Here is a 22,703-nt window from a genome sequence, read left to right on the forward strand (position 1 = left end):
CGATGACAATAACAAGAAATGAACTAGCACAAGACATTATCGATACATGCTTAGAGATGACTAAGCTGGGATTAAACCAAGGCACCGCAGGTAATGTCTCGGTGCGCTATGAAGGTGGTTTATTGATCACTCCAACGGGTATTGAATATGAGAATCTGACACCGGAAAAGATCGTTTTTGTAAGCGAATCCGGAGAATTTGAGGAAGGCAAAATTCCATCAAGCGAATGGGCTTTCCACCTAACCTGCTACCAAGCGAGAGAGGATTGCCATGCCGTTGTTCACAACCACGCCATTAACGCGACAGCAGTGTCTATACTCAATCGTCCAATCCAGGCGATCCACTATATGGTTGCAGCATCGGGCGCGGCAGAAATACCTTGTGTACCTTATGCTACCTTTGGCTCTCCTAAGTTGGCTGATTATGTAGATGCTGGCATTCGTCAAAGTAAATCTATTCTTCTTCAACATCATGGCATGATCACCGTTGGTGAAAATCTGAAGAAAGCATTGTGGTTAGCACATGAAACCGAGGTATTGGCTGAGCTTTATCTCAAGTGTGCAGCGATTCAGCCAGACGTTCCAGTGCTTCCAAACCAAGAGATGGATCATGTACTCGATAAGTTCAAGACGTATGGATTGCGAGTTGAGAAGTAATTGATATCGGCCCGATCCGTCGGGCTCTTACCGTAAAGGAATGACTATGGTGTTTGCATTAAATTTACCAAAACTATCATTATCCGGCGTAGGTGCGGTGGCAGAATCTGTTGCAGTGTTGGACTGTCGACCCGTAAAAAAAGCAATGATAGTGACAGATAAAAACCTTATTGAATTGGGGATATTAGATTCTCTTTATTGTGCACTCGATGATAAAGGGTTCGATTATGTCACCTTTGATAAGGTCACCCCTAACCCGACCGTTAGTTTGGTTAATCAAGGTGCTGAGTTTTACCAACAGAGCGGGTGCGATTGTTTGATTGCGGTTGGTGGCGGTAGCCCTATTGATTGTGCGAAAGCGATTCGTATTGTCACATCAAATGAAGGCGAAATCACCGATTATAATGGGGTCGGCCTGGTTAAGAATAGCGGTGCGTTCTTTATTGCTATTAATACAACGGCGGGAACAGCGGCGGAGATGACGTCCAATTCGGTGATTACCGATGAGAAGAATCTCGTTAAGATGGTGATCGTCGACACCAAACAGATTCCAGATGTTGCGGTTAACGACCCATCATTGATGGTTGGTTTGCCTGCCTCTGTTACCGCTGCAACGGGTATGGATGCGCTGACCCATGCCATTGAGTCGGTTGTGACTCCTGGCGCCCATCGTTTAACACTTCCGACCGCACTCGAGGCGGTTAAGCTAATTGCCAAATGGCTGCCTATGGCAGTAAAGGATGGAGCGAACATAGAAGCTCGGTCGGCACTTGCTGATGCGCAATTTTTAGCGGGGATGTCGTTCAACTCAGCCGGATTAGGCGCGGTTCATGCGTTGTCACATCAGCCTTCGGCAACACACAACCTAGCGCATGGCGTTTGTAATGCTATCTTGCTGCCTGTGGTGAGCGCATTCAATGCTCAAACGATTCCAAGTGCGTTTAGGGAAGTAGCTGAAGCGATGGGTGGGGATACGTCTCAGTTAGACGACACTAATGCAGCCCTATTAGCGGTGGACCTGATTTGCACGTTGTCTCGTGAAGTGGGTATCCCTTCTGGGCTGGCTCATCTTGGGGTTAAGCATGCGGATATTGATGGTTGGGTTCAAAAAGCCATGGATGATGTTTGTATGGGAGGCAACCCAAGAACGTTGACCAGTGAAGACGTTTATCACCTTTACGAGTTGGCGTTATAGCAACCGTGTAGTGGTACTGTAGTGGCTGAGTGAATTTGGCCACTTGATTGGAGGTTTGCAATACTTGAAGTGATTCATAAATCACTAATTTAGGAAACTCGCTGAGAAGATTTTGTCCAACTATGAGTTGGCCTTTGCAGATCATTCATCCAATATTAACCGTTTTATTCAGTACAGATGTGGTGTTGGAAAATGGGAACAAAAACGACCTAACCACGCTCTAAGCGTCGTTAAGTCGTTATTGGTTTGAGGTCAGGGATTAATTGAGCGCTTCAATCAGAGTGATTTCGCGTTTGATCTGCTTACTCTCTTGCTCAGTTGCTTGCGCCAGTTTCTTTTCGCGTGTGGTTATGGCAGCTTGTTTCGCTTCGTCAGATTTGAACATCAGTTCTTTTACGTTGATAGAAGCGATGTTTGTGTAGCGGCCATCGTCACTGGTCGGGATTGATATGGTTTCATCATTAATCAATGACTTCACTATCTCTCGTTGTTCATTATAACGGCTTTCTAAACCAGAAAGTGCCCATCGTTGTTGAGGTTTACCTTCATACTGACCGTTCCTTTCTTCTTTAAGATATTTGATGGTCATATTACGGATTGTGCCTGCTTCTTCTCCATACTCTGCTTCCGTATCAAAAAGTACAGGGAACGATTCGCCTTCTAGCACGCCGCCTTTCTTGGTTAGATGACCCATTCGATAGCTATTCATACCAATACGGATTTCTGTTTGATCTGTAACCGGAGTGCCATCTGCAAACGCGAGGTTGGTGATGCGGGTACCTGCAGGTTGAGTGAGGTCGATGGTATAAGTCACGCCCGCGAAGAAGTCATTGGTCGAATATTTTGAAGCTCTACGTTCAGGGTTAAAGCTGTAGGTCACATCGCCAGGTTGTACTGAGTTGAAGTAGCCTGCAGACCATTCCATGTAGGTTCTCAGCTCTTTGCCTGTCATCTGATAGACAGTGATTTCGCCACCTGCGTATTGGTAGTTGTACGCGATGTCTTTGGCTTTGATTGGGCCAACATCGAGCTCTGCATTGTCGTTGTCTATTTGAAGTGCAATGACATTGGCTTTGGGTGCATAGAAGAAGCTCGCTTCTTGGAATAGCGCACTGATGCCTGTGTCTTGAACATGGACTTGAGGGATACCGCGGATTTCGTTTTCTGGGACTAAATCAACGCCGGTAAGTTGAGCGACAGGTCTGTTCGCCATTTCTCGGAGTTGTTTGTGGTAAGGCTGGTATAACTCGTCCATATTCTCATCAGAGTCGATACCTTTAATTTTATAGGTGAAGCTGTCTTTGTTGACGAGAGTGAATGTGCCATCGCGCTCTTCAAATTGAAGATCGATACGAGATAGGGCGCGGCCATATCTGTCGGGTTCAGTAATAATAACGCCATTTACAACGGCTTTATCGATGCGAGTGTGCATGTGGCCAGCGACGATGGCATCAAGCTCTGGGTTTGCATTGGCAATGTCGGTGACACCGGTGTCGGCAATGTCATTCTCGTTCTCAATTCCCATATGGGCAACCAATATGATGGCATCCACTTTATCATCAATCTCTTTGACGATTTTCTTCACTTCCAAGGTTGGATTAGTGAAAGTGACGCCTTCTAAACGGTTGGTACCTTGCGCAAAGACCTCCGTCATTGGGGTATCCATTCCGATCACGCCGATCTTAATGCCACCGCGTTCTAGGATGGTGTAACCAGGCAGGAATGGGTTTCCGTTTTTGTTCTTGATGTTGCCACCGAGAGACTGCCCTTTAAATTGGGTAACGGCCCTGTTGAGGGTTTTGAGGCCAAAGTCGAATTCGTGGTTACCTAAAACCCACACATCGTATTTCATGTGATTAAAGCCAAGCATCATTGGATCAACGGGCTCGTCTTTGAAGGTTTCTACGAAGTTGCCTTGGATGGTATCGCCAGCGTCGACAAGGATAATGTTAGATTGCTCTTTGCGGATCTCACCAACTTTGGTCGCGATTTGGCTCAAGCTACCACGAGTGTTGAGTTTATCTGCCGCGTAATCCCACGCCATAAAATGACCGTGGATATCTGAAGTACCCAGTATCGTGACATCGTGTATATCGCCATCAGCTGCAAAGGTGGGAAAGGCTAGAGAGAGTAGGATGGCGCTTGATAGTATGTGTCTTTTCATAAGTATGTTCACATCGTGGTTTTAAGTATGACGCTACCATATAGAATCGAGGTTATCTTATGGGTGATCAGTATCATATTTCTAATGATATAACTAATTGATGTTTCAAATAAATGTGATTCATGACCATCTCGTAACCACTTAAGTTATGGAGAAATGCACCACAACTCTTCGCTATCTTTTCAATCTTCGATTTCTTTAATCAAACTTCCTAAGCGATGGTGTATTAACAAGCACGCTTGTAAGCTGTTGAACGTCTTGCCTGTTGAAATAAACAAGGTATATATCGTCCAACTCTCACTTACTGTGGCAGTAAGATGATCTTGCCCTCTAGGCGTGTGGTTTTCGATTCAATGAGATCAATCGCGGTTTGCACTTCATCGAATGGTAGATAGCGGTCAACGTCGAGCTGAATGTCGTTTGTGATGAAGTGATCTAGCATGGTCGTGAACTTATCACGGCGAACATCTTTACCTTCTGCTTCCTCCCAATAACGCAAGAAGAAGGTGCTGAAATCGATGTGTTGGTTTTTCGCGTACTCAAAGAAGCGTGGCTCGTAAAAATCCAACGACAGCGTCCCATAGTTGATAAAGCGCCCGTTGTTGCCAAGGGTGTGAACAAGATCGGTTCCGGGTGAGCCGCCAATCGCATCAAAGGCAACGGTTGGCATAGGCAAGCCTAATGCCTTAATTTGAGAAACTAGATCAGCGTTCGCATCTATCACCCAACAGGAAGTGGCAGGGTATTGTGTCTGCTGTGATGTAACGACAATGATGTTGAAGCCGAGTGATGCTGATAACTGGGAGAAGATCTTACCGATGGCTGAACTGCCCGCGTTGATGATCAACACATCCTCTTGGGTCAGCTTGGCTATTTCTGTCGTTAGCACCCATGCGGTTAGCGCATTAATGTACAACTGACAGGCGTAGCCATTGTCTAAATGTTGAGGAATTTGGAACAGATCATCTGGTGATACATCGACATAGTTCTGCCATGTTCCACTGGTTGCCACAAGCACTCGTTGATTCACTATAAACTCAGCACTGCTGGATTCTACAATCCTTCCTACCGCTTCAAATCCCGGTACTCTCGGCGGCTGATGGCTATGTTTGTATTGGCCCACACCATAAATCGACAACAGATCACTAGGGTTGATGTTAGTCGCTTCAATTTGTACGCGAACTTTATCTTTGTCTAGTACCCCTAAAGCGACATGTTCTAACTTGAGAGATTCTTTTGGCTGACCGAAACGGAACTGGCTAATTCGGGTATTTTGCTTAGTGTCAGTCATAGTTTGGGCACCTTTATGGATTATGAGTACTGCATTGATTTTAAGTGTAGCGTGTTCATAAACAACCTTGGGTCGCTAATATTGCTTAACATAGCTGGCGTCGGTAAACAGTCGTCATCAACGTAGTCGACATAGTCTGCCGCCGAATCGAAGATCAAAATATCCAAAGCCAAACGATCCAAGCCATATCGGCCTCGGTGGATCATATCCGCTGAAAACACCAATAAGTCACCTGCGGCTAACGGTATCTGCTTACCACCAGAGATGTCATCGCTGCTCACTTTGCCGTTTTCTTCTTGGCGAACATTGTACTCTTCTTCGTTATCCCAACGTTTGTGCGTGCCGGGGATAAGTTCCATGCCGGGCTCATCAAAAAGGGGCACTCGCAGATGCAATACTTGGGTTTCCATGATGACTTTCATCTGGTCATCAATGTCGTAGTCGTATTGACAGTCGCGATGCCAGAAGTCTTTTTGCTGCGGGTTTACTGGGTTGAAGAACAGCTGTGTATTCATGAATGCCGGCTTGTTCGGAATCACCGCATCAACCACATCCATCACTTGTTTCGAGCTTATGAAGTCGAAAAGCACGCTTCTATCGTCGGCAGGCAAATACTCGCTTCCCGTAATTAAAGACGAGTTAAATGCTTCTTCTTTATAGAATTCTTCGTTGTCTGCTTTCCATGATTCATGAAATTTCAGCACGACTTTTCTAAGCGATGCAATTTGAGCTTCATTGAAATAATTTCTGATAACAAAGTAACCATGTTCGTCGTAACGGTCACTTAATTGTTGGCTGTTTTCTACCACTGACTACCTTCGTTCATTCTTTGCTGTATAATAACTAAGGTCAACAGCCCTAGAGATTTCTTGGGCGCATAATGCCAGACAGTCGTCATTCAACCAAGTAACGAGTGCAGAAGCCTGTAGATTCAGTGATGCGATAAAACTCTATGGGGGCGAGTGTTACATGCCTATCCATATCATGGACTCATGCGATAAAAATCTCCGCATATGTGATCTACCCCCTTTTTTTATAAAATAAAAAGATTCACATGGTGAATGTTTTTGTGGTTTGCATGATTATTGACCATGTTGAAATTTGGTTGCGTATGGAAGATAGAAAATCATGGATGGTTTTTCGCTGGATATGAGAACACTTAATTTTATTATTATTTTGTTCTCTTTCATTTACTGTATTGGCTTGTTGTTATTTCAATTCACTCAACAGTCCATTAAAGGGCTTTCAATCTTTTCCATTTCAATATTTGTTATCGGAACTGGGCCGTTGATGTTGAGCCTAAGAGGGGAGTTCCCTGATTGGGTCACCGTTATTGGTGCCAATATGGTCATTGCGCTTGGTTTTCATCTCGCCTTGTATAGCTTATGTCTGTTTCGAGAATACTCTCTCAAATGCACCTACCTCAGTAGTCTAATGATGTTGGCTCTTTTGCCATGTTTTATTTACATCACGTTCTATGAGCCTTCCATAAAGGCTCGAATTATCCTCATTAGTTTATATCTGGCTTTTGTGACTCTTTGCACTGCCTTTGCGGTATTAAAGGGCCGGCGTGATGACTTGACCCTAGCAACTCGGATGATGGCCTTGTCATTTACGATATATGGCGGGTTTATGGTTTTTCGAGTTGTGGTGACACTATTTTCCGCTGAGCTCCAGGATTTCATGGTGGCCACTCTCATTCATCAACTTGCCTTTTTAGTGAGCATCGTTCTTATTGTGTCGATGAGCTTTACAATGCTCTGGTTGATTAATGCAAGGTTGCTTAGGTCTATTCATGACCTGTCTTACAGCGACCCTTTAACGGCACTTGGAAACCGCAGAGCTTTAGATGAAATGGTTCCAGTCGTCATGAAGCAGGCGGGGACTGCACCTGTTAGTGCCATTATGATGGATATTGATAACTTTAAGTCGATCAATGACCAACACGGACACATTGTGGGTGATCTCGTGATCAAGTCTTTTGCTGAAATGGTTCAAAGTGCAATCAAAACATCGCCAACAGCCAGTGCGTTTCGTTTTGGCGGAGACGAGATAATGATTTTATTGCCCAATGTTAATTTCCTACAAGCACAGGCTATTGCTTGTAAGCTGCGATTATCTATTTCAGAGATCTCAGCCGTACAAGGGAATGAGATGTTTCTGACGTCGAGTTTCGGTGTCGCTCAGCTTCACCCAGATGAGAATTGGGATGGGTTTATTACTCGAGCCGACAAAGCGTTATATCAAGCGAAAACAAACGGTCGCAATATGACTTCAATTTGTCCTAGTCATATTAACGAGATCGTCACTGCCACATCACCAATACCGCTGCAATAGAGAGTAAGATGAGTGCAAGAATGTCTTTGCGTGCGATGCTTTGTCCTAACCAGAAGTAGGATATCAACACCATGAAGATCACTTCGACTTGCCCAAGCGTCTTTACGTACGGAACGGCTTGAAGTGACATTGCGCTAAACCAACCCAGAGAACCGATAACACTCGCTAGGCTTGTCATTACGACCAGTTTCGACTTCTTGAATATCAGGCGCAGCGTGTCGCGTTCTCTGAAAAAGAGATACGTACAGATAATCACTGTCTGAAGGGAAATGACGAGGAACAGCACCCAAGCAGCGCTATGAGGGAAGGGCAACCCTATGCTCAAACTTGCTTCCCGTACCCAAAGAGACGTTAAAGCAAAGGCGGTGCTACACGCCATACCTAATAAGAACACTTTCGGGGACAAGCTTCGCCAGCCAGAAGCGCTACTCATGATTAGCACGCCTAAAGTACCAATAAGTACGCCGACCCAACCTGTTAGTGTCAAAGCAGTACCAAAAAACAATACGGATAGCACCGCAGACACGGGGGCTTCACACTTGGCTAAGCCTGCGCCTATCGCATAGTTTTCGAGCTTGAACAGCATCACCATTAAGCCGGTCGCGAGGATCTGCATGATGGCGGCAGCAACAATATAGAAAACAAACTCACCCGAAAAATCCGGTGCGGATACGGGCTGCCATTGATAGAGGGCGCAGAGGTAAATAAGGGCGATAGGGCTAGCCCAAATAAATCGCGCTAACGTTACGCCAGCCACGCTCATGGTGCCACTTAATTTACTTTGAAAGGCATTGCGCCAAGATTGGCTAAAGGCGGCAAGGAGAGTAAAGGCTATCCAACTAAAAGACATGACGCGTCCATGTGTTATGTAATTTGGTGGTGATACTAACAAAAAATCACTTGATAAGAAGTGTCATTATCTGTTTATAGCCACAGGCTCACCTTTATTCTCTATTCGGCAGTAGAGATATCTTCAACAGTTCGATGCTTTCTTCAGAAGATCGGCTGTTTCTTGTTTTTGAAATAGAACAGCGCGCTGATCGAAATGAACAGTAAGGTGAAGTAATAGAAAAACGAAGACAGTGAGGCCAAGAAGGCAAGGTTCTGTTCTATTTCTTGTTCGGTGAAGCCCTGAGACACCAACTTATAGTAGTAAGCGTACAAGATACCGATCAGACCGTATCCGAGGTTAAACATCAAACCTTTGAAACTAAGAACGGTGGCTCTGTTGTGTGATTCGGTTTTTTTATTCAGGTGGTAGCTGATGAAAATGTTCATCGTCATGATGATAAAGATTAATACTAGTGCCGGAATGACTCCGTAAATCGACCAACCTAAACTGATCCAGTAATAAGTCGCCATGCTTGCCAATCCCATAACCACAATGAAGGTTTTAGCCTCCATACTCTCTGCTAATCTTCGGCTTTGTCCTGCCAATATAATCTTAAGCAAGCTGATACCCGCACCAATAAAACCAAAGTAGATAATTGGAATATCAATGGCCAGATAGTATTGGCTGTTCATGGTTAGGAACATGCGTGAGGTGTGTTCGAATAGGCTGTAGTAGAGCAAGATGAACAGCACGTAAGGCGTAGCGAATACCCATTTACCTGCATCGATCGTCAATTTAAGACTTGAGATGGTGGTTGCCAATTTGGTTTGGTCGCTTGGCATCAGCTTTTTCTCTTCGCGCATATTAATCGCGGCATAGATAGCGATCATCGCTACAAATAGGGTGGCGAACACAGGAATACGCATCAGATCTTTGGTGCTTTCTGGTTCGGCTAGTCCAAGGAAATGAAAGATGTTCGTCATAAAATTCACGTCGTACATCGCCGCACCAATTAGTGTGACAAAGATACCGACCGTTGAGGCGACACGAAGCTGGATTTGCAGCACTCGAGGCCACAACTCTTCATTGCCTTGTTCTTTTAAGGTGTCGTAAGCCAATGCCTCGTCAGCACCGCTGGCCAGTGCCATCGCTAAGCCACTGAGAATCCGGTTAATCAGAAAAACAATGAACACCAAGTCGGGGTTTCCGGTTGGTACGAGCGCTATCATGGCGATCTCAACAAACATCACAATCGAAGACAGCACCACCAGTTTCTTGCGGCCTAAGGTATCGGCGAATGCACCCGACGGTACTTCAGCAAGCACAATGGTGGCCGCCCAAACTACATTGAGCATCGCGAATTGAGACAGGGTTAACCCGTAATCTAAATAAAGTAGGGTGAATATAGGGTAGTAAAAACGCGCAAAGTAGCTGCTTCTAAACATTAAGAAGTAGCGGACATTGGGAATTTTAAGGATCTCTTTGAGCGTCATGATAATTTCAGTAATTTAGATAACACATTATTATGTATAACCCTTTTACTCTTTTAAATCATGAATTGTTGTCAAATCCCTACAATATCTGGTTTGGGTGATCTTCGAGAGCATGGTTCATGGTGGGTTATAGGTTTCTCGTCTTCAAATCACTTTCCCCTATTCATTTAGTTTGTGGTGCCGTTTCACTTGTTCGACTGATTTTGGTGCAAGATCGAACTTCTACAACGTCGCTCTCGTATTTACATCTTATTGTATGATTTAATTATTGGTAATAACGATACGCAATGAATCCAATGTAATTGAGGAAGCGAGCATGATCTTAGAGTCATTCAGTCTGGAAGGTAAAGTAGCGATAGTGACGGGCTGTAACACGGGGCTTGGGCAAGGTATTGCATTAGGCCTAGCGGAAGCCGGTTGTAAGGTTGTCGGTGTTAACCGAACAGAGCCTGAAGAGACTATTGAGAAAATGAGTGCAGCAGGTCATTCGTTCCTAAACGTGAGTGCTGATCTTCTCGAGCAAGCGTGCATTCCAGGGGTTATAGAGCGCACTTTGGCTGAGTTTGGCCAAGTCGACATTCTCGTGAACAATGCAGGAATTATTCGCCGCCAAGATGCTATTGAGTTCTCAGAGCAAGATTGGGATGACGTAATGAACGTGAACACCAAGACGGTGTTCTTTATGTCTCAGGCTGTTGCAAAGCAATTTAAGGCTCAAGGTACTGGCGGAAAGATCATTAACATTGCATCGATGCTCTCATTCCAAGGTGGCATTCGAGTTCCTTCTTATACGGCTTCAAAAAGTGCTGTGATGGGCGTGACACGTGCGATGGCGAACGAATGGGCGCGCGATAATATCAACGTGAATGCGATAGCCCCCGGTTATATGGAAACGAACAATACTCAAGCTCTGCGTGAAGATGCTGAGCGTAATCAAGCGATTCTTGAGCGTATTCCGGCTGAACGTTGGGGTAAACCGCAAGATATCGCAGGTCCTTGTGTGTTCTTAGCATCATCAGCATCGGATTACATTAATGGCTATACCATTGCTGTTGACGGTGGTTGGTTAGCACGCTAATTAGTTTTTTATTCTAAATTTTGAGTTTGCAGCAATCTTGCAGGAGAAGATAAATGAAAATCGCTTTAATGATGGAAAACAGTCAAGCAGGCAAAAATGCTATGGTATCAGCTGAACTAGAGTCAGTTGCTGGTGGTTTTGGTCACGATGTCTTCAACCTAGGAATGACAGACGAGAACGATCACCACTTAACGTATATTCATCTAGGTATTATGGCGAGCATTCTGATTAACTCAAAGGCTGTTGACTTTGTTGTGACAGGATGTGGCACTGGCCAAGGTGCTTTGATGTCACTGAACCTGCATCCGGGGGTGGTTTGTGGTTACTGCCTAGAGCCATCAGATGCTTTCTTGTTTAACCAAATTAACAACGGTAATGCTCTCGCTCTCGCTTTTGCTAAAGGCTTTGGCTGGGCAGGTGAACTCAACATTCGTTATATCTTTGAAAAAGCGTTCACAGGCGAGCGTGGTAATGGGTATCCACTAGAGCGTGCAGAACCACAGCAACGTAATGCAGCAATTTTGAATGAAGTGAAAGCGGCGGTGGTAAAAGATAACTTTATTGATTCTCTGAGAGCCATCGACCAAGATCTAGTGAAAACAGCGGTTGGCAGCGAACGTTTCCAACAATGCTTCTTTGAGCATTGCCAAAACCAAGAAATCGCTGATTATGTTCGTTCACTTTTAGATTAATTAGAGCGTTTAGTTCTGATAGAGCCAGCCTTGTTCGGCTGGCTTTTTGATGAATAATTAAAGGAAAGTTGTGAGGCAGACAGTAATCAACTGGAAAAATGGCGATTCGTGTTTTCCTGAATTTACTCTTCATCTTCGGTTTCTTTGGGAGCATTCGACGCCCAGTCTTTTTCAAGCCAGTTATCGAGCACGTGTTGCAGCACGTTCAAGGAGGTTGGTTTCTCGAGGCGACCATCCATCAACTTGCTGATCATATCTAACTCGTGCTGTCCTGATTCGCCAGACAAAGCAATGATTGGTGTTTGAGGTGAGCGTGCCTTGATGATTTGGCTTGCGTCAAAACCATTCATTATCGGCATTTGTACGTCCATTAAGATCAAATCGACCTTGTGTGTTTTGAACAGCTCGACGGCATTCTCACCGTTTTTGGCTTGCAAGCTATTTACACCAAGTCGACTCAGGTACATCTGAACAAGCGTGCGTTGTACCTCTTTGTCATCGACGATAAGCACGGTTGGAGCCAAATGATTCTCTGGGGTTAGCGTACTTGTTGGTTCTGAACTTTGCGTTTCTGCTTGGTTATCTGGCTTAGCTTCAGCGTTGGTTTTGTTTTCAGTTGCGGTTTGATTACCTTTCCAATCATCGAAGTAAGGCGTACGAAGTGCGTCTGCTTTGGGGGCATTGGGTACCACCGGGAAGTACAGGTGGAACTCAGTAAACTCCCCAAGTTTAGAGTGGCACTCAACTCGGCCGCCAAATGAACGCATCACTCGTTGGCAATAACCGAGCCCTAGGCCGCTACCACCGCTTTTTTGGTAAGAGAAGAAATCATCAAAAATTTTATGTGTAATGGCTTCGTCAATGCCGGGGCCGGTATCTCGGAATATTAGAACGTTCTCGTACGGTCCGGTGTTGGTGCTGATCTCAATTTGGCTTTCTGGATAAGAATCAAAGTAATAGATTGCATTACGTATCAGGTTGAAAATGACGAAGTTGAATAAGGTTTCATTCAGCTTTGCCACAAAATCAGCATGTTGTGGTAAACGAATTCGCTCAATGATCTTCTCGTTCTCAAAGCCATAATGGCTGACGGCTTGATTCACGGCCTTGTGGATAGAGGTCATGGTGATTGGTCCATGCTCGGGTGAGCTGTCACTGACTTCTCGCAAGATGATATCAATCAGCTGTCGACCACGTTGAATCGCAGCTTGGCCGTTCTCAATATCAAGTAAGATCTGTTTCGCTGGGGCTTGGTTATCAATGTGCTGTTTTAATAGTTCAAATTGCAATTGCACTTGAGCCAGTGGGTTACGCATTTCATGAGCGATTGAGTTAGCAAGGGCACGGCTTTGGCGGATGCGTCTATCGGCTTCGATAGTGCTTTGTACTCGAGTTAACAAGGTTTGCAGGGCAGAGATCTCTTCGTTAGAGAACATCTGATCGTTGCTCTTGTGTGACGATACTAACAAGTGCGTGACCGATTTCCCCTGGCCGAATAGAGGCATCACCAAAGCGGTATCGTTGGAGCTCATCTTGTCATATAGGGCTTTTATCGAGCGCTTGGCTGGTGCGGTGTAATCAAGCTCCTGAGACAGCTCATCGAACACTAAAACGGACTTGTTGGTAGACAGGTAATCTTCGTAGAAGGTTTCGTTGTAGTTGCTGTTCACCAGACGCAACTTGTCTTCGGGAATCTGCAATAGGCTACCTAATCGACGCATTGCATCATCAATCGACAGCTTGAAATCGTCTTCTAGTGAGAGGATCTGTTGTACTGGCGTTTTCTTGTTTCCGTAGACAAAGAACGAGGCGTAGTGGCTTACGCGCTTGTAGAGAACATGCCACGTGATGCCGATAATCGCGCAGATTGGGATAGCAACAAGCCATTGACTGTCGTCTGTCAGCGGGATAAATATCGCGCCAAAAGGGATCACCAAAATAGCACAAACCAACATCGCATTTAGGCTCATGTACGCCAGGTATTTCACGCTGTAGAAGCGCGAGGTCAGCAGGGCATAGCCAACGAACAACATTTCACTTATCGACAAAGCTGGTGGCAGCCAAGTGAGCGAGAAATCACGCAAGAAGTAGGTCATGCCTAGGTGGATCGTCGCAGTAGACAGCATGAAGACTAAAATGCCGGCGATCATATAGTTGGTTTTGGCTAAAGTTAGCTTGCTGCTGTTGGCGCGCATGGCCACCAGGTTGAGTAGTGTTAGCACTACAAAGCTAATCATCCCAATAAAGAAGTACGGCGTATGCGGGCCAAACTCAATCACGAACTGGCTTGGGCCTGCAATGGTGACGTGTTCAACGGTTAACCCCGGACTTAAATTGATAAAGAAGGAGTAGACGGTCAGGGTGACGAAAATGGCTTGCTGCCACACATGAACCTTACCATTACGTTGTTCAGCGGCGAGTTTGCACGAGAAGTAATAGGCAAAGGCAAACGCAAAGAACGAGGCGAGGTTGGCAAACTTTGCGGCGAACACGGCGGCCGAGGCCCCAAGTTCCGGTAATAAGTCGGTATGGAAATAAGCGTTACTGCTGATCCACGCAACAATGCAGATCGAATACGCGATGTAAGGGGTATGGTGTGTCCCTGCGATCACTTCGTTCTTCTGTTTCAGGCGATAGCAGTAATAGAACAACCACATGACAACCACAGCCACGGTTGCAAGCAGTGTGATTGCTTTTGCATAGATGATCGCCTCTAGGCCGAAATCAAACATGTTCATCCTTTTTCACCGAGCTAGTTTTTCCTGCCGAGCGCGACTTTTCTAATGACTTTCTGCTTTCTCGCACTGCGCGTTTGTAGCTTCGAAAATCGACATTATTGAACGCTTTTACCATCATCTCAAAATTCCAGAATCCACGATAAATTGTCGTGCCATCGTCATTTAATTCGCAATATCCAGAATGGAAGTATGCATTGGAATCAATGGTTTGATAAAACTGAAGCATGAAAGGTTGCTCGATAATAGTGAAGCCAATCTTATAGCCTATTTGGTGTAACACACTCATCAGCTCTTTTTGAGAAAGGTAGAGGAAATAGAGCTTTTGTTGGGTATTGCCACTGACTGTCAGACGTAACACCTCACACAGGGCATCTTTGTCGGACAATTGTAACTGGAATTGTTGGTCAAATTCTGGGAGAGAGTAACATTTTGACAGTGTAGGCGGTGTGAAAAGTTGTAACCCTGCGAGTTCATCGTAGCCGTAATTGGGTAAACAGTATTGCCATTGCTCATTGCTGAACGGCGGTGCGTAACTTAGCCAAGTGTCATTCTTAGACCAGTCTTGAATCAGCGCAGAGGAAACCAGTGTTGGAAAGGCTTCATCGACTGGATGCTTGAGCAGAATAAAATGCTTACCTGCCTGAGAAAGGTGTAATAAAGGCAGCATCTCAAACCATTTCTCGCCCTTGATGAACACCTCGAGATTGCTTAAAGCAATGGCATCGCTGATTGGCATTCCTTGTGGGTGACTCGGTGTTTGTACCAAAAGTGGCTCATGTTCTATCTGTTCGATGATCGCACCGTAATAAGCACTGTCATTGATAGGGAGGTCGACATGAGAAATGGAGCTTGGATTTAATGGAGATTTTGCTTTGATCGCAGCAATTTCACACTCACACCAGAAATCTAGCCAATGCATATAGCACTGCCCTACAGCCTGTTCTAGAAGAGCAATTTCTGCAGAAAGTGTATTTGGATAGCGCAGAATCAGATCGCGGTAGTCCATCACCTCAAACAATACAGAGTAGCTTTTGTTTTGATGCTCTGGGAAAAGCAATTCTAACTGGCTTCTACGATATTCAGTCACGTTTTGAAAAAGCTCAGTGCGCTCATGTGACTGATAAGTGTTGATGACGAGCTCTATCAGCGCTCGCTGTTTTATTTCGATAGACAGACTGCTAGCCAACAGTGAGCCTAAAGACGACGTTAATTTCATGTTTAACCTAGCCTAGGTTTATATAATTATTTTTATTTGATCTGCATTATCTATAGGACACTGATTTTAGGTATGTGTTTGAAGTTACGTTACTTTGAGAGAGCCAATCGTAACTTTACTTGTGTCCATGGTGTGAGAAGTAAGTTGCATAATCGGGCGAGATTTTACTACTTGCACTCACCCTCAACAATAAAGATTTTCCATATTTGAATGAATTCAAAGATGAACAAAATACATTATTATCAACAACTTGTAGGGTTGGATCACAGTTTTAAAATTAGACATGATTAAGTCGAGCATAAACTTTTGGATTTATAAAATAATTTCAAATATCTATTTTTTGAACCAATATCACAATCCACATCAAGATGAGCTCATCTTATTAATCGTGATAGGAATGTTTTTGGTGTGAAGTATGTAATTATCTGATTAATTATGTCTGTATTATTACTCGCTTATTCTCTCGCTACTCATTTTAATGATTTAAATATCAGGTGGATAAAAGCAGAGCTCCAGTGCTCGTCTTGTTTTCCTGACAATCTCCTGTGTTTATAGAGTAGTTACACCATAATCTCTGATGAAGTGATGACATTCGAGGTTTAAGCTTGCCTGCATATGAAACATTATTGCGAGTAATCCCTCGTAAATGATTGAGGTAGAGAGAATTTATGAAGAACGTACGATTAACATCATTACTTGGAACAGCAACCTTGTTTAGTGTCGTGGCGTTAGCTGGGTGTAGTCAGAAATCAGAAGTACCAACTCAACCGCAAGAGAATGCGAACCCCATCTGCAGCACTAAAAACCTGACGGGTGGTTGGTCGAAAAGTGAGATAACACCAGAAGCCAAGCAAGCTTTAAACGCAGTTCTTAGCCAAATGAACACTTCAGCTGAGCTCAAGCAGATCTTGAGTGTTCGAACTCAGGTTGTCGCGGGTTTGAATTACGCTATTGAGTTTGAAATGGATAATGGTGAAGTGTGGAACACCATCGTTTACCGTTCTCTACAAGGTGACATCGAAATGACGCAACCTGCACAGAAAGGTCTTCTGTGCTCATAATCTAGATGCGTCTGTATCTTGTGAGATAGGCTTATAGCAAATAAAAATGGCTCCGTATTGGGAGCCATTTTTGTTTTTAAGAAGCCAGATTTGTTGAACGTTTTCAGTCGGCCAACTCGGGCTCAGCTAACTCCTGAACACAAGCACGGCTGATGTCTTCATCAATGTAGGCCATACCGAGTTTATTGAGGTAGTCCATGCGATCAGCAGTGCGAAGCTCGATGTCGGGGCCTGCAATGTTATTGGCTTGATAAATTTCAGTGAGGTGAGACATGAATTGCTCGCCCACACTCATCATCAATAGACTCATTGCTCCTACGTCCGGTCTTACTTTGGCACGTTGCTTTTCAGATAAGTTTACCGCTAATACGATAGGCTGTTCTTCACCTTCGAAGCGAACGCCTCGCTCACGAACGGTTTGTTGAGCCCAGTAATATGCCAGTTCTTTGCTCTGGGTGAGAAACACTGGCTCAACCGATTCGGTGTAGTTGTTGCCGATGGTCGCCATAGTTTTTGAAGCTGCTTCGTTGAGCGCTTTGTCTCCAGAACGTTTTAAACCTTGGCCTTGAATAGAAGCCAATAAAGCGGAAGATGTGCCGTGATACCAAGTATCACCCGTCGCGAAACCATTCTCTGATATCAGTGTTTTTGCATCTTGTAGGTGTGTAGGTATTGAAGTCATAGGCACTCTCAAAAAATAAGAATCTTAACAAATAGGAATCTGAACAAATACGTATACAGTTAGCTTAAACAGAAGTTGTTCGGTTAACCGTGGTGTGGAACACAAATCTGAGGCTTTGAGATAAAGCTGGCAGTACAAGCTTTATCTCAAAGCCTTCCCCCGGATCTTACCTAAGTAAGAGAGAAGGACGGGGGAGGCTTTAGCGTTAGCGGTTAATCAAATTGATTCGACGTATTCGCTTCACCCGCGGCTTTTAGTGCATTCTCACCCGCGAAGTATTCTTTGTGATCATCACCGATGTCTGAACCAGACATGTTTTGGTGTTTAACACAAGCGATGCCTTGGCGTATCTCTTTGCGCTGAACATTTGCAACATAGCCCAGCATGCCTTGGTCACCGAAGTATTCTTTTGCAAGGTTGTCAGTAGACAGCGCTGCAGTGTGGTAAGTCGGTAGAGTAATCAAGTGGTGGAAGATACCCGCTTCACGAGATGCATCCGCTTGGAATGTGCGAATCTTATCGTCCGCACTTGCAGACAATTCTGTTTCGTCGTATTCCGCACTCATCAGGTTTGCACGGTCGTAAGCTGAAACATCTTTACCTTCTGCTACCATCGCATCGTAAGCTTGCTGACGGAAGTTTAGCGTCCAGTTGAATGATGGCGAGTTGTTGTAAACCAGTTTCGCATTAGGGTGTACTTCACGTACGCCATCCATCATCTCTTTGATTTGACCGATGTGTGGTTTCTCAGTCTCAATCCAAAGTAAGTCAGCACCTGCGTTGATGGCTTCGATACAGTCGAATACACAGCGATCTTCGCCCGTACCTTCGCGGAATTGGTATAAGCCTGAAGGCAGACGCTTAGGTCGAACTAGCTTGCCGTCGCGGTTGAAGCAAACATCGCCTTCAGCCATATCGGCAACATCAATCTCTTCAACATCTAGGTATGAGTTGTAGATGTCACCTTGGTCGCCAGGTTCTTTCACTACCGCGATTTCTTTTGTTAGGCCAGCACCTTGTGAATCGGTACGAGCAACAATGATGCCGTTGTCGATGCCTAGTTCAAGGAAAGCGTAACGAAGCGCACGAAGTTTCGCGTGGAAGTCAGCGTGTGGAACTGTAACTTTGCCGTCTTGGTGACCACATTGCTTCTCATCCGCTACTTGGTTTTCAATTTGTAGACAACAAGCACCCGCTTCAATCATCTGTTTAGCCATTAGGTACGTTGCTTCTGCGTTACCAAAACCAGCATCGATATCGGCAATGATTGGCACTACGTGTGTCACATGGTTGTCGATTTTGTCTTGGATACGGTTTTGTAGGTCCACATCACCCGCTTCACGAGCGGCATCCAATTCACGGAATAAACCACCCAGTTCACGAGCATCAGCTTGGCGCAGAAATGTGTATAGTTCTTCTACTAGGCCAGCAACTGACGTTTTCTCATGCATTGATTGGTCTGGAAGTGGACCAAAGTCTGAGCGAAGTGCAGCGACCATCCAACCAGAAAGGTATAGGTAGCGGCGATCTGTCTTGCCATCAAAGTGCTTCTTAATAGAAATCAGCTTTTGTTGACCGATAAAACCGTGCCAGCAACCTAAAGACTGAGTGTATTGAGAGCTGTCTTTGTCGTAAGCCTCCATATCCGCACGCATGATATCTGCCGTGTATTGCGCGATATCCAGACCTGTTTTGAATTTGTTTTGAGCTCGCATACGAGCAGCAGATTCAGCATTGATTGCATCCCATGGAGCACCTGCAGCGCTTTTTGCAACTTCTATCATTTCGATATCTTGTGTAATTTGCGACATAACTATTCCTTAGTTTCACGTGGGGTATGGTTGCCAAATTGGCTTGGATTAAAACTTTGCTATGGACAAAGAATAACCACGCATGTGATAATTTTGTTAATTTATAGTTATTATATTCGGTATTTTTCTTATGAATATTGCTCGTATAGACCTTAATTTACTTGTGTATTTAGACATGTTGCTACGTGAAAGAAACGTTACACGAGCAGCAAATCAATTGGGTATTACTCAGCCAGCCATGAGTAATGGCCTTCGCCGATTGCGTGATCTCTTTGAGGACCCGCTATTAGTGAGAACCAGTGAAGGGATGATACCAACCGAACGCGCACATAAGTTGCAGCCACTGATTCGAAACATCCTGGCAAATGTAGAAAAGACACTGCAGCCGACCGCAGAGTTTAATGCAGAAGACAGTGAACGCGTATTTCGTATCATGGCGAGTGACTATGCAGAATCGACCATTATTCAACCTCTTCTGAAAAGGTTAAGTGAGATAGCACCGAAAATACGACTGGATATCATGACGCCAAGTGACGTGAGTTATCAGGATGTAGAGCAAGGTACTGTTGATATAATTATCAACCGATTTGACGATATTCCTCAGTCGTTTCACCAGATGAGCCTTTGGCACGACGGGTTTTCTTGTCTATTTAGTTGTGACAACCCGATAGCCGACAACTTCGATATTTTGTCCTATTTAAAGGCGCAACATATCTGGGTAAGTAAGACAGGTATGGGAACGGGGGTGGGGATAAATCCAAGTGAAGCACAAAAGCTCGGTTGGATAGATGAAGCACTTATTCGTATCGGAAAAACACGCAATATTACGGTGTTTACTCGACATTACCTATCAGCCATTCTCTTCGCTCAACAGAAGAATCTGATCCTGACCATTCCAACCAAAGCCGCGCAATTGCAGCGAAATAATCCAAGGCTGTTGATCAAACCCGCGCCATTTGCGATTGAACCGTTTGAAGTGAAAATGGCGTGGAGTCCATTATTGCAAACCAATCCAGACCACCAGTGGATGCGTCGCTTGATTAAAAGTGTCGCCAATGAAATCGAAAGTGGTGTGACGGAATAACACAGTTTGTGGGGTATTTTTTATATGAATATCCAATATAACGGGCATAAATTAGCTAAATTCATGTCCGTTAAGTAAGTTTAAGTCAGTAAAGTAAATTTAAGCTAGTAACGTAAATTTGAGCTAGACACGAAAATTTATTGAGTAGCCATCAGTTAGTTTGAGAGAGAGTTTATGAGCAGTCGCATTCAACAGGGAAGCTTGAACATTGATAGCACCCTCTACCAATTAATTAATGAGCAGGTGATTCCTGGAACAGGCATTGTCGCTGAAAACTTTTGGCAATCATTTGCAACCATCCTTGAAGATCTGGCTCCAAAGAACCGCGCATTGCTTATCAAGCGTGACGATCTTCAACATCAAATTGACGTTTGGCACCAAGAGCGCGCTGGGCAAACGCTAGATCCTATTGAGTACAAACAGTTCTTACAGCAGATCGGCTATTTGGTTTCTGAAGGCGATGACTTTCAAGTGACGACAGCGAGCGTAGAGCCTGAGATCGCAACACAAGCAGGGCCGCAGCTTGTGGTTCCAATCATGAACGCCCGCTTTGCACTTAACGCAGCCAATGCGCGTTGGGGCAGCCTATATGATGCGCTCTACGGCACCGATGTGATCAGCGAAAGTGACGGCGCAGAAAAGGGCGGAAGCTTTAACCCTGTGCGTGGTGCTAAAGTCGTGACTTATGCTCGTGAGTTTCTTGATGACGCAGCGCCATTAAACGGCGTTTCTCATAAAGACGTCACCAAATACAGCATCAGTAACGCTAGCATCGGCAATAAGTTGATAGCGACACTGGATAACGGTGAAGAAGTCACTCTCATTGATAGCGACCAGTTTATTGGCTATCAAGGTGATGCAAGTTCCCCTTCATGCATTCTGCTTAAGCACAATAACTTGCATATCGAAATTCAAATTGACCCGAGCGCACCGATTGGTAGCGTTGATGTTGCTGGTATTAAAGATGTGTTAGTCGAAGCTGCCTTAACGACCATTATGGATTGCGAAGACTCGGTTGCTGCGGTTGACGGTGAAGACAAAGCACTGGCTTACCGTAACTGGCTAGGTTTGATGAAAGGTGATCTGCAAGAATCACTAGAGAAAAACGGTAAAACCATCGTTCGTAGTTTGAATCCAGATCGCCAATACACCAGCGTGACGGGCGGTGAGATCTCGCTGAAAGGCCGCAGCATGTTATTTATACGTAACGTGGGCCACCTAATGACTAACCCTGCGATCATTGACGCCGAAGGCAATGAAGTGCCTGAAGGTATTATGGATGGCATGATCACCTCGCTAATCGCGATGCATGATTTGAAAGGCAACAGCGCGTACCAAAACTCAACCGCAAACAGCATCAATATTGTAAAACCTAAGATGCATGGCCCTGAAGAAGTGGCGTTTACCAATGAACTGTTTGGCCGCATTGAAGATGCATTAGGTTTAGACCGCTACACCATCAAAGTTGGCATTATGGACGAAGAGCGTCGTACTTCGGTCAACCTGAAAGAGTGTATTCGAGCGGCTAAAGATCGTGTTGTGTTCATCAACACCGGTTTCTTAGACCGAACCGGTGATGAGATTCACACCAGTATGGAAGCGGGACCATTTGCGCCTAAAACACAGCTGAAAACCATGACTTGGATTGGCGCATACGAAGATCAGAACGTTGATCTTGGCTTAGCTTGTGGCCTGCAAGGTAAAGCTCAAATCGGTAAAGGTATGTGGCCAGAGCCAGACAATATGGCGAAGATGATGGACGCGAAAATCGGACATCCTCAAGCGGGCGCAAATACCGCTTGGGTTCCTTCTCCAACAGCCGCGACTTTGCATGCTCTGCACTATCACAAAGTGAGTGTACCAAGCCGCCAAAAAGAGCTTCGAGAGCGAGTGAGAGCGAACGTTGATGATATTCTGACTATTCCGCTATTAGGTAATCAAAAGCTGACAGCTCAAGATATCCAAAACGAATTGGACAACAATACGCAAGGTATTCTTGGTTATGTAGTGCGTTGGATTGACCAAGGCGTCGGGTGTTCTAAGGTGCCAGATATTAACGATGTCGGTTTGATGGAAGACCGAGCTACGCTGCGTATTTCAAGCCAGCATATTGCGAACTGGTTACGTCACGGCATTTGCGAGGAAGCTCAGGTAATGAAAACCATGAAGCGTATGGCCGCAGTGGTGGATGAGCAAAACGCTGGGGATCCAAGCTACCAGAATATGGCGCCTAATTTTGAAAACAGCATTGCATTTTCAGCGGCGTGCCAGTTGGTATTCGAAGGGTGTGCTCAGCCGAGCGGTTACACCGAGCCAGTACTGCACGCGATGCGTCTAAAACTGAAAGCGCAGGGATAGTGAAGCAACCGAATA

17 protein-coding genes are annotated in these 22,703 nt (G+C 44.9%); 8 read left to right on the forward strand and 9 right to left on the reverse strand.

Features of this window, described 5'->3' with window-relative positions:
* The first annotated feature begins 8 nt into the window (after nt 1-8).
* Nucleotides 9-656 carry an L-fuculose-phosphate aldolase gene (locus tag ACED41_RS12175; protein ID WP_029236427.1) on the forward strand — a complete coding sequence of 216 codons (648 nt, stop codon included), beginning with the start codon at nt 9-11 and terminating at the stop codon, nt 654-656.
* 46 nt (nt 657-702) lie between these two features.
* Nucleotides 703-1,851 carry an iron-containing alcohol dehydrogenase gene (locus tag ACED41_RS12180; RefSeq protein ID WP_017059994.1) on the forward strand — a complete coding sequence of 383 codons (1,149 nt, stop codon included), beginning with the start codon at nt 703-705 and terminating at the stop codon, nt 1,849-1,851.
* Nucleotides 1,852-2,110: 259 nt separating this feature from the next.
* On the opposite strand, the gene ACED41_RS12185 is transcribed toward ACED41_RS12180, so the two are convergent.
* The 3 genes from ACED41_RS12185 to ACED41_RS12195 all read right to left on the reverse strand — a co-directional run bounded on the left by ACED41_RS12185 (nt 2,111) and on the right by ACED41_RS12195 (nt 6,115).
* On the reverse strand, nt 2,111-4,015 hold the full coding sequence (locus ACED41_RS12185; RefSeq protein ID WP_029235902.1) for a bifunctional UDP-sugar hydrolase/5'-nucleotidase: 1,905 nt from the start codon (nt 4,013-4,015) through the stop codon (nt 2,111-2,113).
* Between the two features lie 301 nt (nt 4,016-4,316).
* Nucleotides 4,317-5,306, reverse strand: a complete 990-nt coding sequence (locus ACED41_RS12190) for a zinc-dependent alcohol dehydrogenase family protein (protein ID WP_017059992.1) — start codon at nt 5,304-5,306, stop codon at nt 4,317-4,319.
* 20 nt (nt 5,307-5,326) lie between these two features.
* The gene (locus ACED41_RS12195; RefSeq protein ID WP_017059991.1) at nt 5,327-6,115 is read right to left on the reverse strand and encodes a phytanoyl-CoA dioxygenase family protein; all 789 of its coding nucleotides are present in this window, start codon (nt 6,113-6,115) and stop codon (nt 5,327-5,329) included.
* A gap of 319 nt (nt 6,116-6,434) precedes the next feature.
* On the opposite strand from ACED41_RS12195, the gene ACED41_RS12200 reads away from it, so the two are divergent.
* On the forward strand, nt 6,435-7,643 hold the full coding sequence (locus ACED41_RS12200; RefSeq protein WP_371725036.1) for a GGDEF domain-containing protein: 1,209 nt from the start codon (nt 6,435-6,437) through the stop codon (nt 7,641-7,643).
* On the opposite strand, the gene ACED41_RS12205 is transcribed toward ACED41_RS12200, so the two are convergent.
* Both ACED41_RS12205 and ACED41_RS12210 read right to left on the reverse strand, forming a co-directional pair.
* Complete coding sequence (locus ACED41_RS12205) at nt 7,612-8,493, reverse strand: DMT family transporter (RefSeq protein ID WP_229647398.1); 882 nt, start codon at nt 8,491-8,493, stop codon at nt 7,612-7,614. The genes ACED41_RS12200 and ACED41_RS12205 overlap by 32 nt on opposite strands.
* Before the next feature lie 143 nt (nt 8,494-8,636).
* Complete coding sequence (locus tag ACED41_RS12210) at nt 8,637-9,968, reverse strand: MFS transporter (RefSeq protein ID WP_371725037.1); 1,332 nt, start codon at nt 9,966-9,968, stop codon at nt 8,637-8,639.
* A gap of 316 nt (nt 9,969-10,284) precedes the next feature.
* Here ACED41_RS12210 and kduD point away from each other — a divergent pair, with 316 nt between their 5' ends.
* Together kduD and ACED41_RS12220 are read left to right on the forward strand one after the other, a co-directional pair.
* Nucleotides 10,285-11,046, forward strand: a complete 762-nt coding sequence (kduD, locus tag ACED41_RS12215) for a 2-dehydro-3-deoxy-D-gluconate 5-dehydrogenase KduD (protein ID WP_017067926.1) — start codon at nt 10,285-10,287, stop codon at nt 11,044-11,046.
* 53 nt (nt 11,047-11,099) lie between these two features.
* Nucleotides 11,100-11,738 (forward strand): RpiB/LacA/LacB family sugar-phosphate isomerase, encoded by a 639-nt coding sequence (locus tag ACED41_RS12220; protein ID WP_017067927.1) that lies wholly within the window; start codon nt 11,100-11,102, stop codon nt 11,736-11,738.
* 122 nt (nt 11,739-11,860) lie between these two features.
* Here the strand turns inward: ACED41_RS12220 and ACED41_RS12225 are convergent, their stop codons facing one another.
* Nucleotides 11,861-14,470: a response regulator gene (locus ACED41_RS12225; protein WP_371725038.1), complete on the reverse strand. Its 2,610-nt coding sequence runs from the start codon at nt 14,468-14,470 to the stop codon at nt 11,861-11,863.
* Nucleotides 14,463-15,692, reverse strand: a complete 1,230-nt coding sequence (locus tag ACED41_RS12230; protein WP_371725039.1) for an acyl-homoserine-lactone synthase — start codon at nt 15,690-15,692, stop codon at nt 14,463-14,465. Before ACED41_RS12230 ends, ACED41_RS12225 begins: the two co-directional genes overlap by 8 nt.
* A gap of 668 nt (nt 15,693-16,360) precedes the next feature.
* Between ACED41_RS12230 and ACED41_RS12235 the strand changes: the two genes are divergently transcribed.
* A complete protein-coding gene (locus ACED41_RS12235) occupies nt 16,361-16,753 on the forward strand; it encodes a cystatin domain-containing protein (RefSeq protein ID WP_017064277.1) in 393 nt (130 codons plus the stop codon).
* A 103-nt stretch (nt 16,754-16,856) separates the two neighbouring features.
* Here the strand turns inward: ACED41_RS12235 and ACED41_RS12240 are convergent, their stop codons facing one another.
* Nucleotides 16,857-17,435, reverse strand: coding sequence for a hypothetical protein (locus ACED41_RS12240; protein ID WP_371725040.1), 579 nt, complete (start codon nt 17,433-17,435; stop codon nt 16,857-16,859).
* 212 nt (nt 17,436-17,647) lie between these two features.
* Nucleotides 17,648-19,246, reverse strand: coding sequence for an isocitrate lyase (locus tag ACED41_RS12245; RefSeq protein ID WP_017038821.1), 1,599 nt, complete (start codon nt 19,244-19,246; stop codon nt 17,648-17,650).
* Nucleotides 19,247-19,376: 130 nt separating this feature from the next.
* On the opposite strand from ACED41_RS12245, the gene ACED41_RS12250 reads away from it, so the two are divergent.
* Both ACED41_RS12250 and ACED41_RS12255 read left to right on the forward strand, forming a co-directional pair.
* The gene (locus tag ACED41_RS12250) at nt 19,377-20,330 is read left to right on the forward strand and encodes a LysR family transcriptional regulator (protein WP_017033103.1); all 954 of its coding nucleotides are present in this window, start codon (nt 19,377-19,379) and stop codon (nt 20,328-20,330) included.
* Nucleotides 20,331-20,504: 174 nt separating this feature from the next.
* Entirely contained in the window at nt 20,505-22,688 is a 2,184-nt protein-coding gene (locus ACED41_RS12255; protein ID WP_371725041.1) for a malate synthase G, read from the forward strand.
* Nucleotides 22,689-22,703: the final 15 nt, after the last annotated feature.

The sequence above is a fragment of the Vibrio sp. 1F255 genome (genome assembly GCF_041439145.1).
GTDB classification, from domain to species: domain Bacteria; phylum Pseudomonadota; class Gammaproteobacteria; order Enterobacterales; family Vibrionaceae; genus Vibrio; species Vibrio crassostreae_C.

Bases quoted from the DNA above. Each gene is read 5' to 3' on its own strand.
- ACED41_RS12245 (WP_017038821.1), bottom strand. From the start codon at position 19,246: ATGTCGCAAATTACACAAGATATCGAAATGATAGAAGTTGCAAAAAGC.
- ACED41_RS12200 (WP_371725036.1), top strand. From the start codon at position 6,435: ATGGATGGTTTTTCGCTGGATATGAGAACACTTAATTTTATTATTATT.
- ACED41_RS12190 (WP_017059992.1), bottom strand. From the start codon at position 5,306: ATGACTGACACTAAGCAAAATACCCGAATTAGCCAGTTCCGTTTCGGT.
- ACED41_RS12230 (WP_371725039.1), bottom strand. From the start codon at position 15,692: ATGAAATTAACGTCGTCTTTAGGCTCACTGTTGGCTAGCAGTCTGTCT.
- ACED41_RS12235 (WP_017064277.1), top strand. From the start codon at position 16,361: ATGAAGAACGTACGATTAACATCATTACTTGGAACAGCAACCTTGTTT.
- ACED41_RS12255 (WP_371725041.1), top strand. From the start codon at position 20,505: ATGAGCAGTCGCATTCAACAGGGAAGCTTGAACATTGATAGCACCCTC.
- ACED41_RS12180 (WP_017059994.1), top strand. From the start codon at position 703: ATGGTGTTTGCATTAAATTTACCAAAACTATCATTATCCGGCGTAGGT.
- ACED41_RS12210 (WP_371725037.1), bottom strand. From the start codon at position 9,968: ATGACGCTCAAAGAGATCCTTAAAATTCCCAATGTCCGCTACTTCTTA.
- ACED41_RS12240 (WP_371725040.1), bottom strand. From the start codon at position 17,435: ATGACTTCAATACCTACACACCTACAAGATGCAAAAACACTGATATCA.
- ACED41_RS12185 (WP_029235902.1), bottom strand. From the start codon at position 4,015: ATGAAAAGACACATACTATCAAGCGCCATCCTACTCTCTCTAGCCTTT.
- ACED41_RS12225 (WP_371725038.1), bottom strand. From the start codon at position 14,470: ATGTTTGATTTCGGCCTAGAGGCGATCATCTATGCAAAAGCAATCACA.
- ACED41_RS12250 (WP_017033103.1), top strand. From the start codon at position 19,377: ATGAATATTGCTCGTATAGACCTTAATTTACTTGTGTATTTAGACATG.
- ACED41_RS12220 (WP_017067927.1), top strand. From the start codon at position 11,100: ATGAAAATCGCTTTAATGATGGAAAACAGTCAAGCAGGCAAAAATGCT.
- kduD (WP_017067926.1), top strand. From the start codon at position 10,285: ATGATCTTAGAGTCATTCAGTCTGGAAGGTAAAGTAGCGATAGTGACG.
- ACED41_RS12205 (WP_229647398.1), bottom strand. From the start codon at position 8,493: ATGTCTTTTAGTTGGATAGCCTTTACTCTCCTTGCCGCCTTTAGCCAA.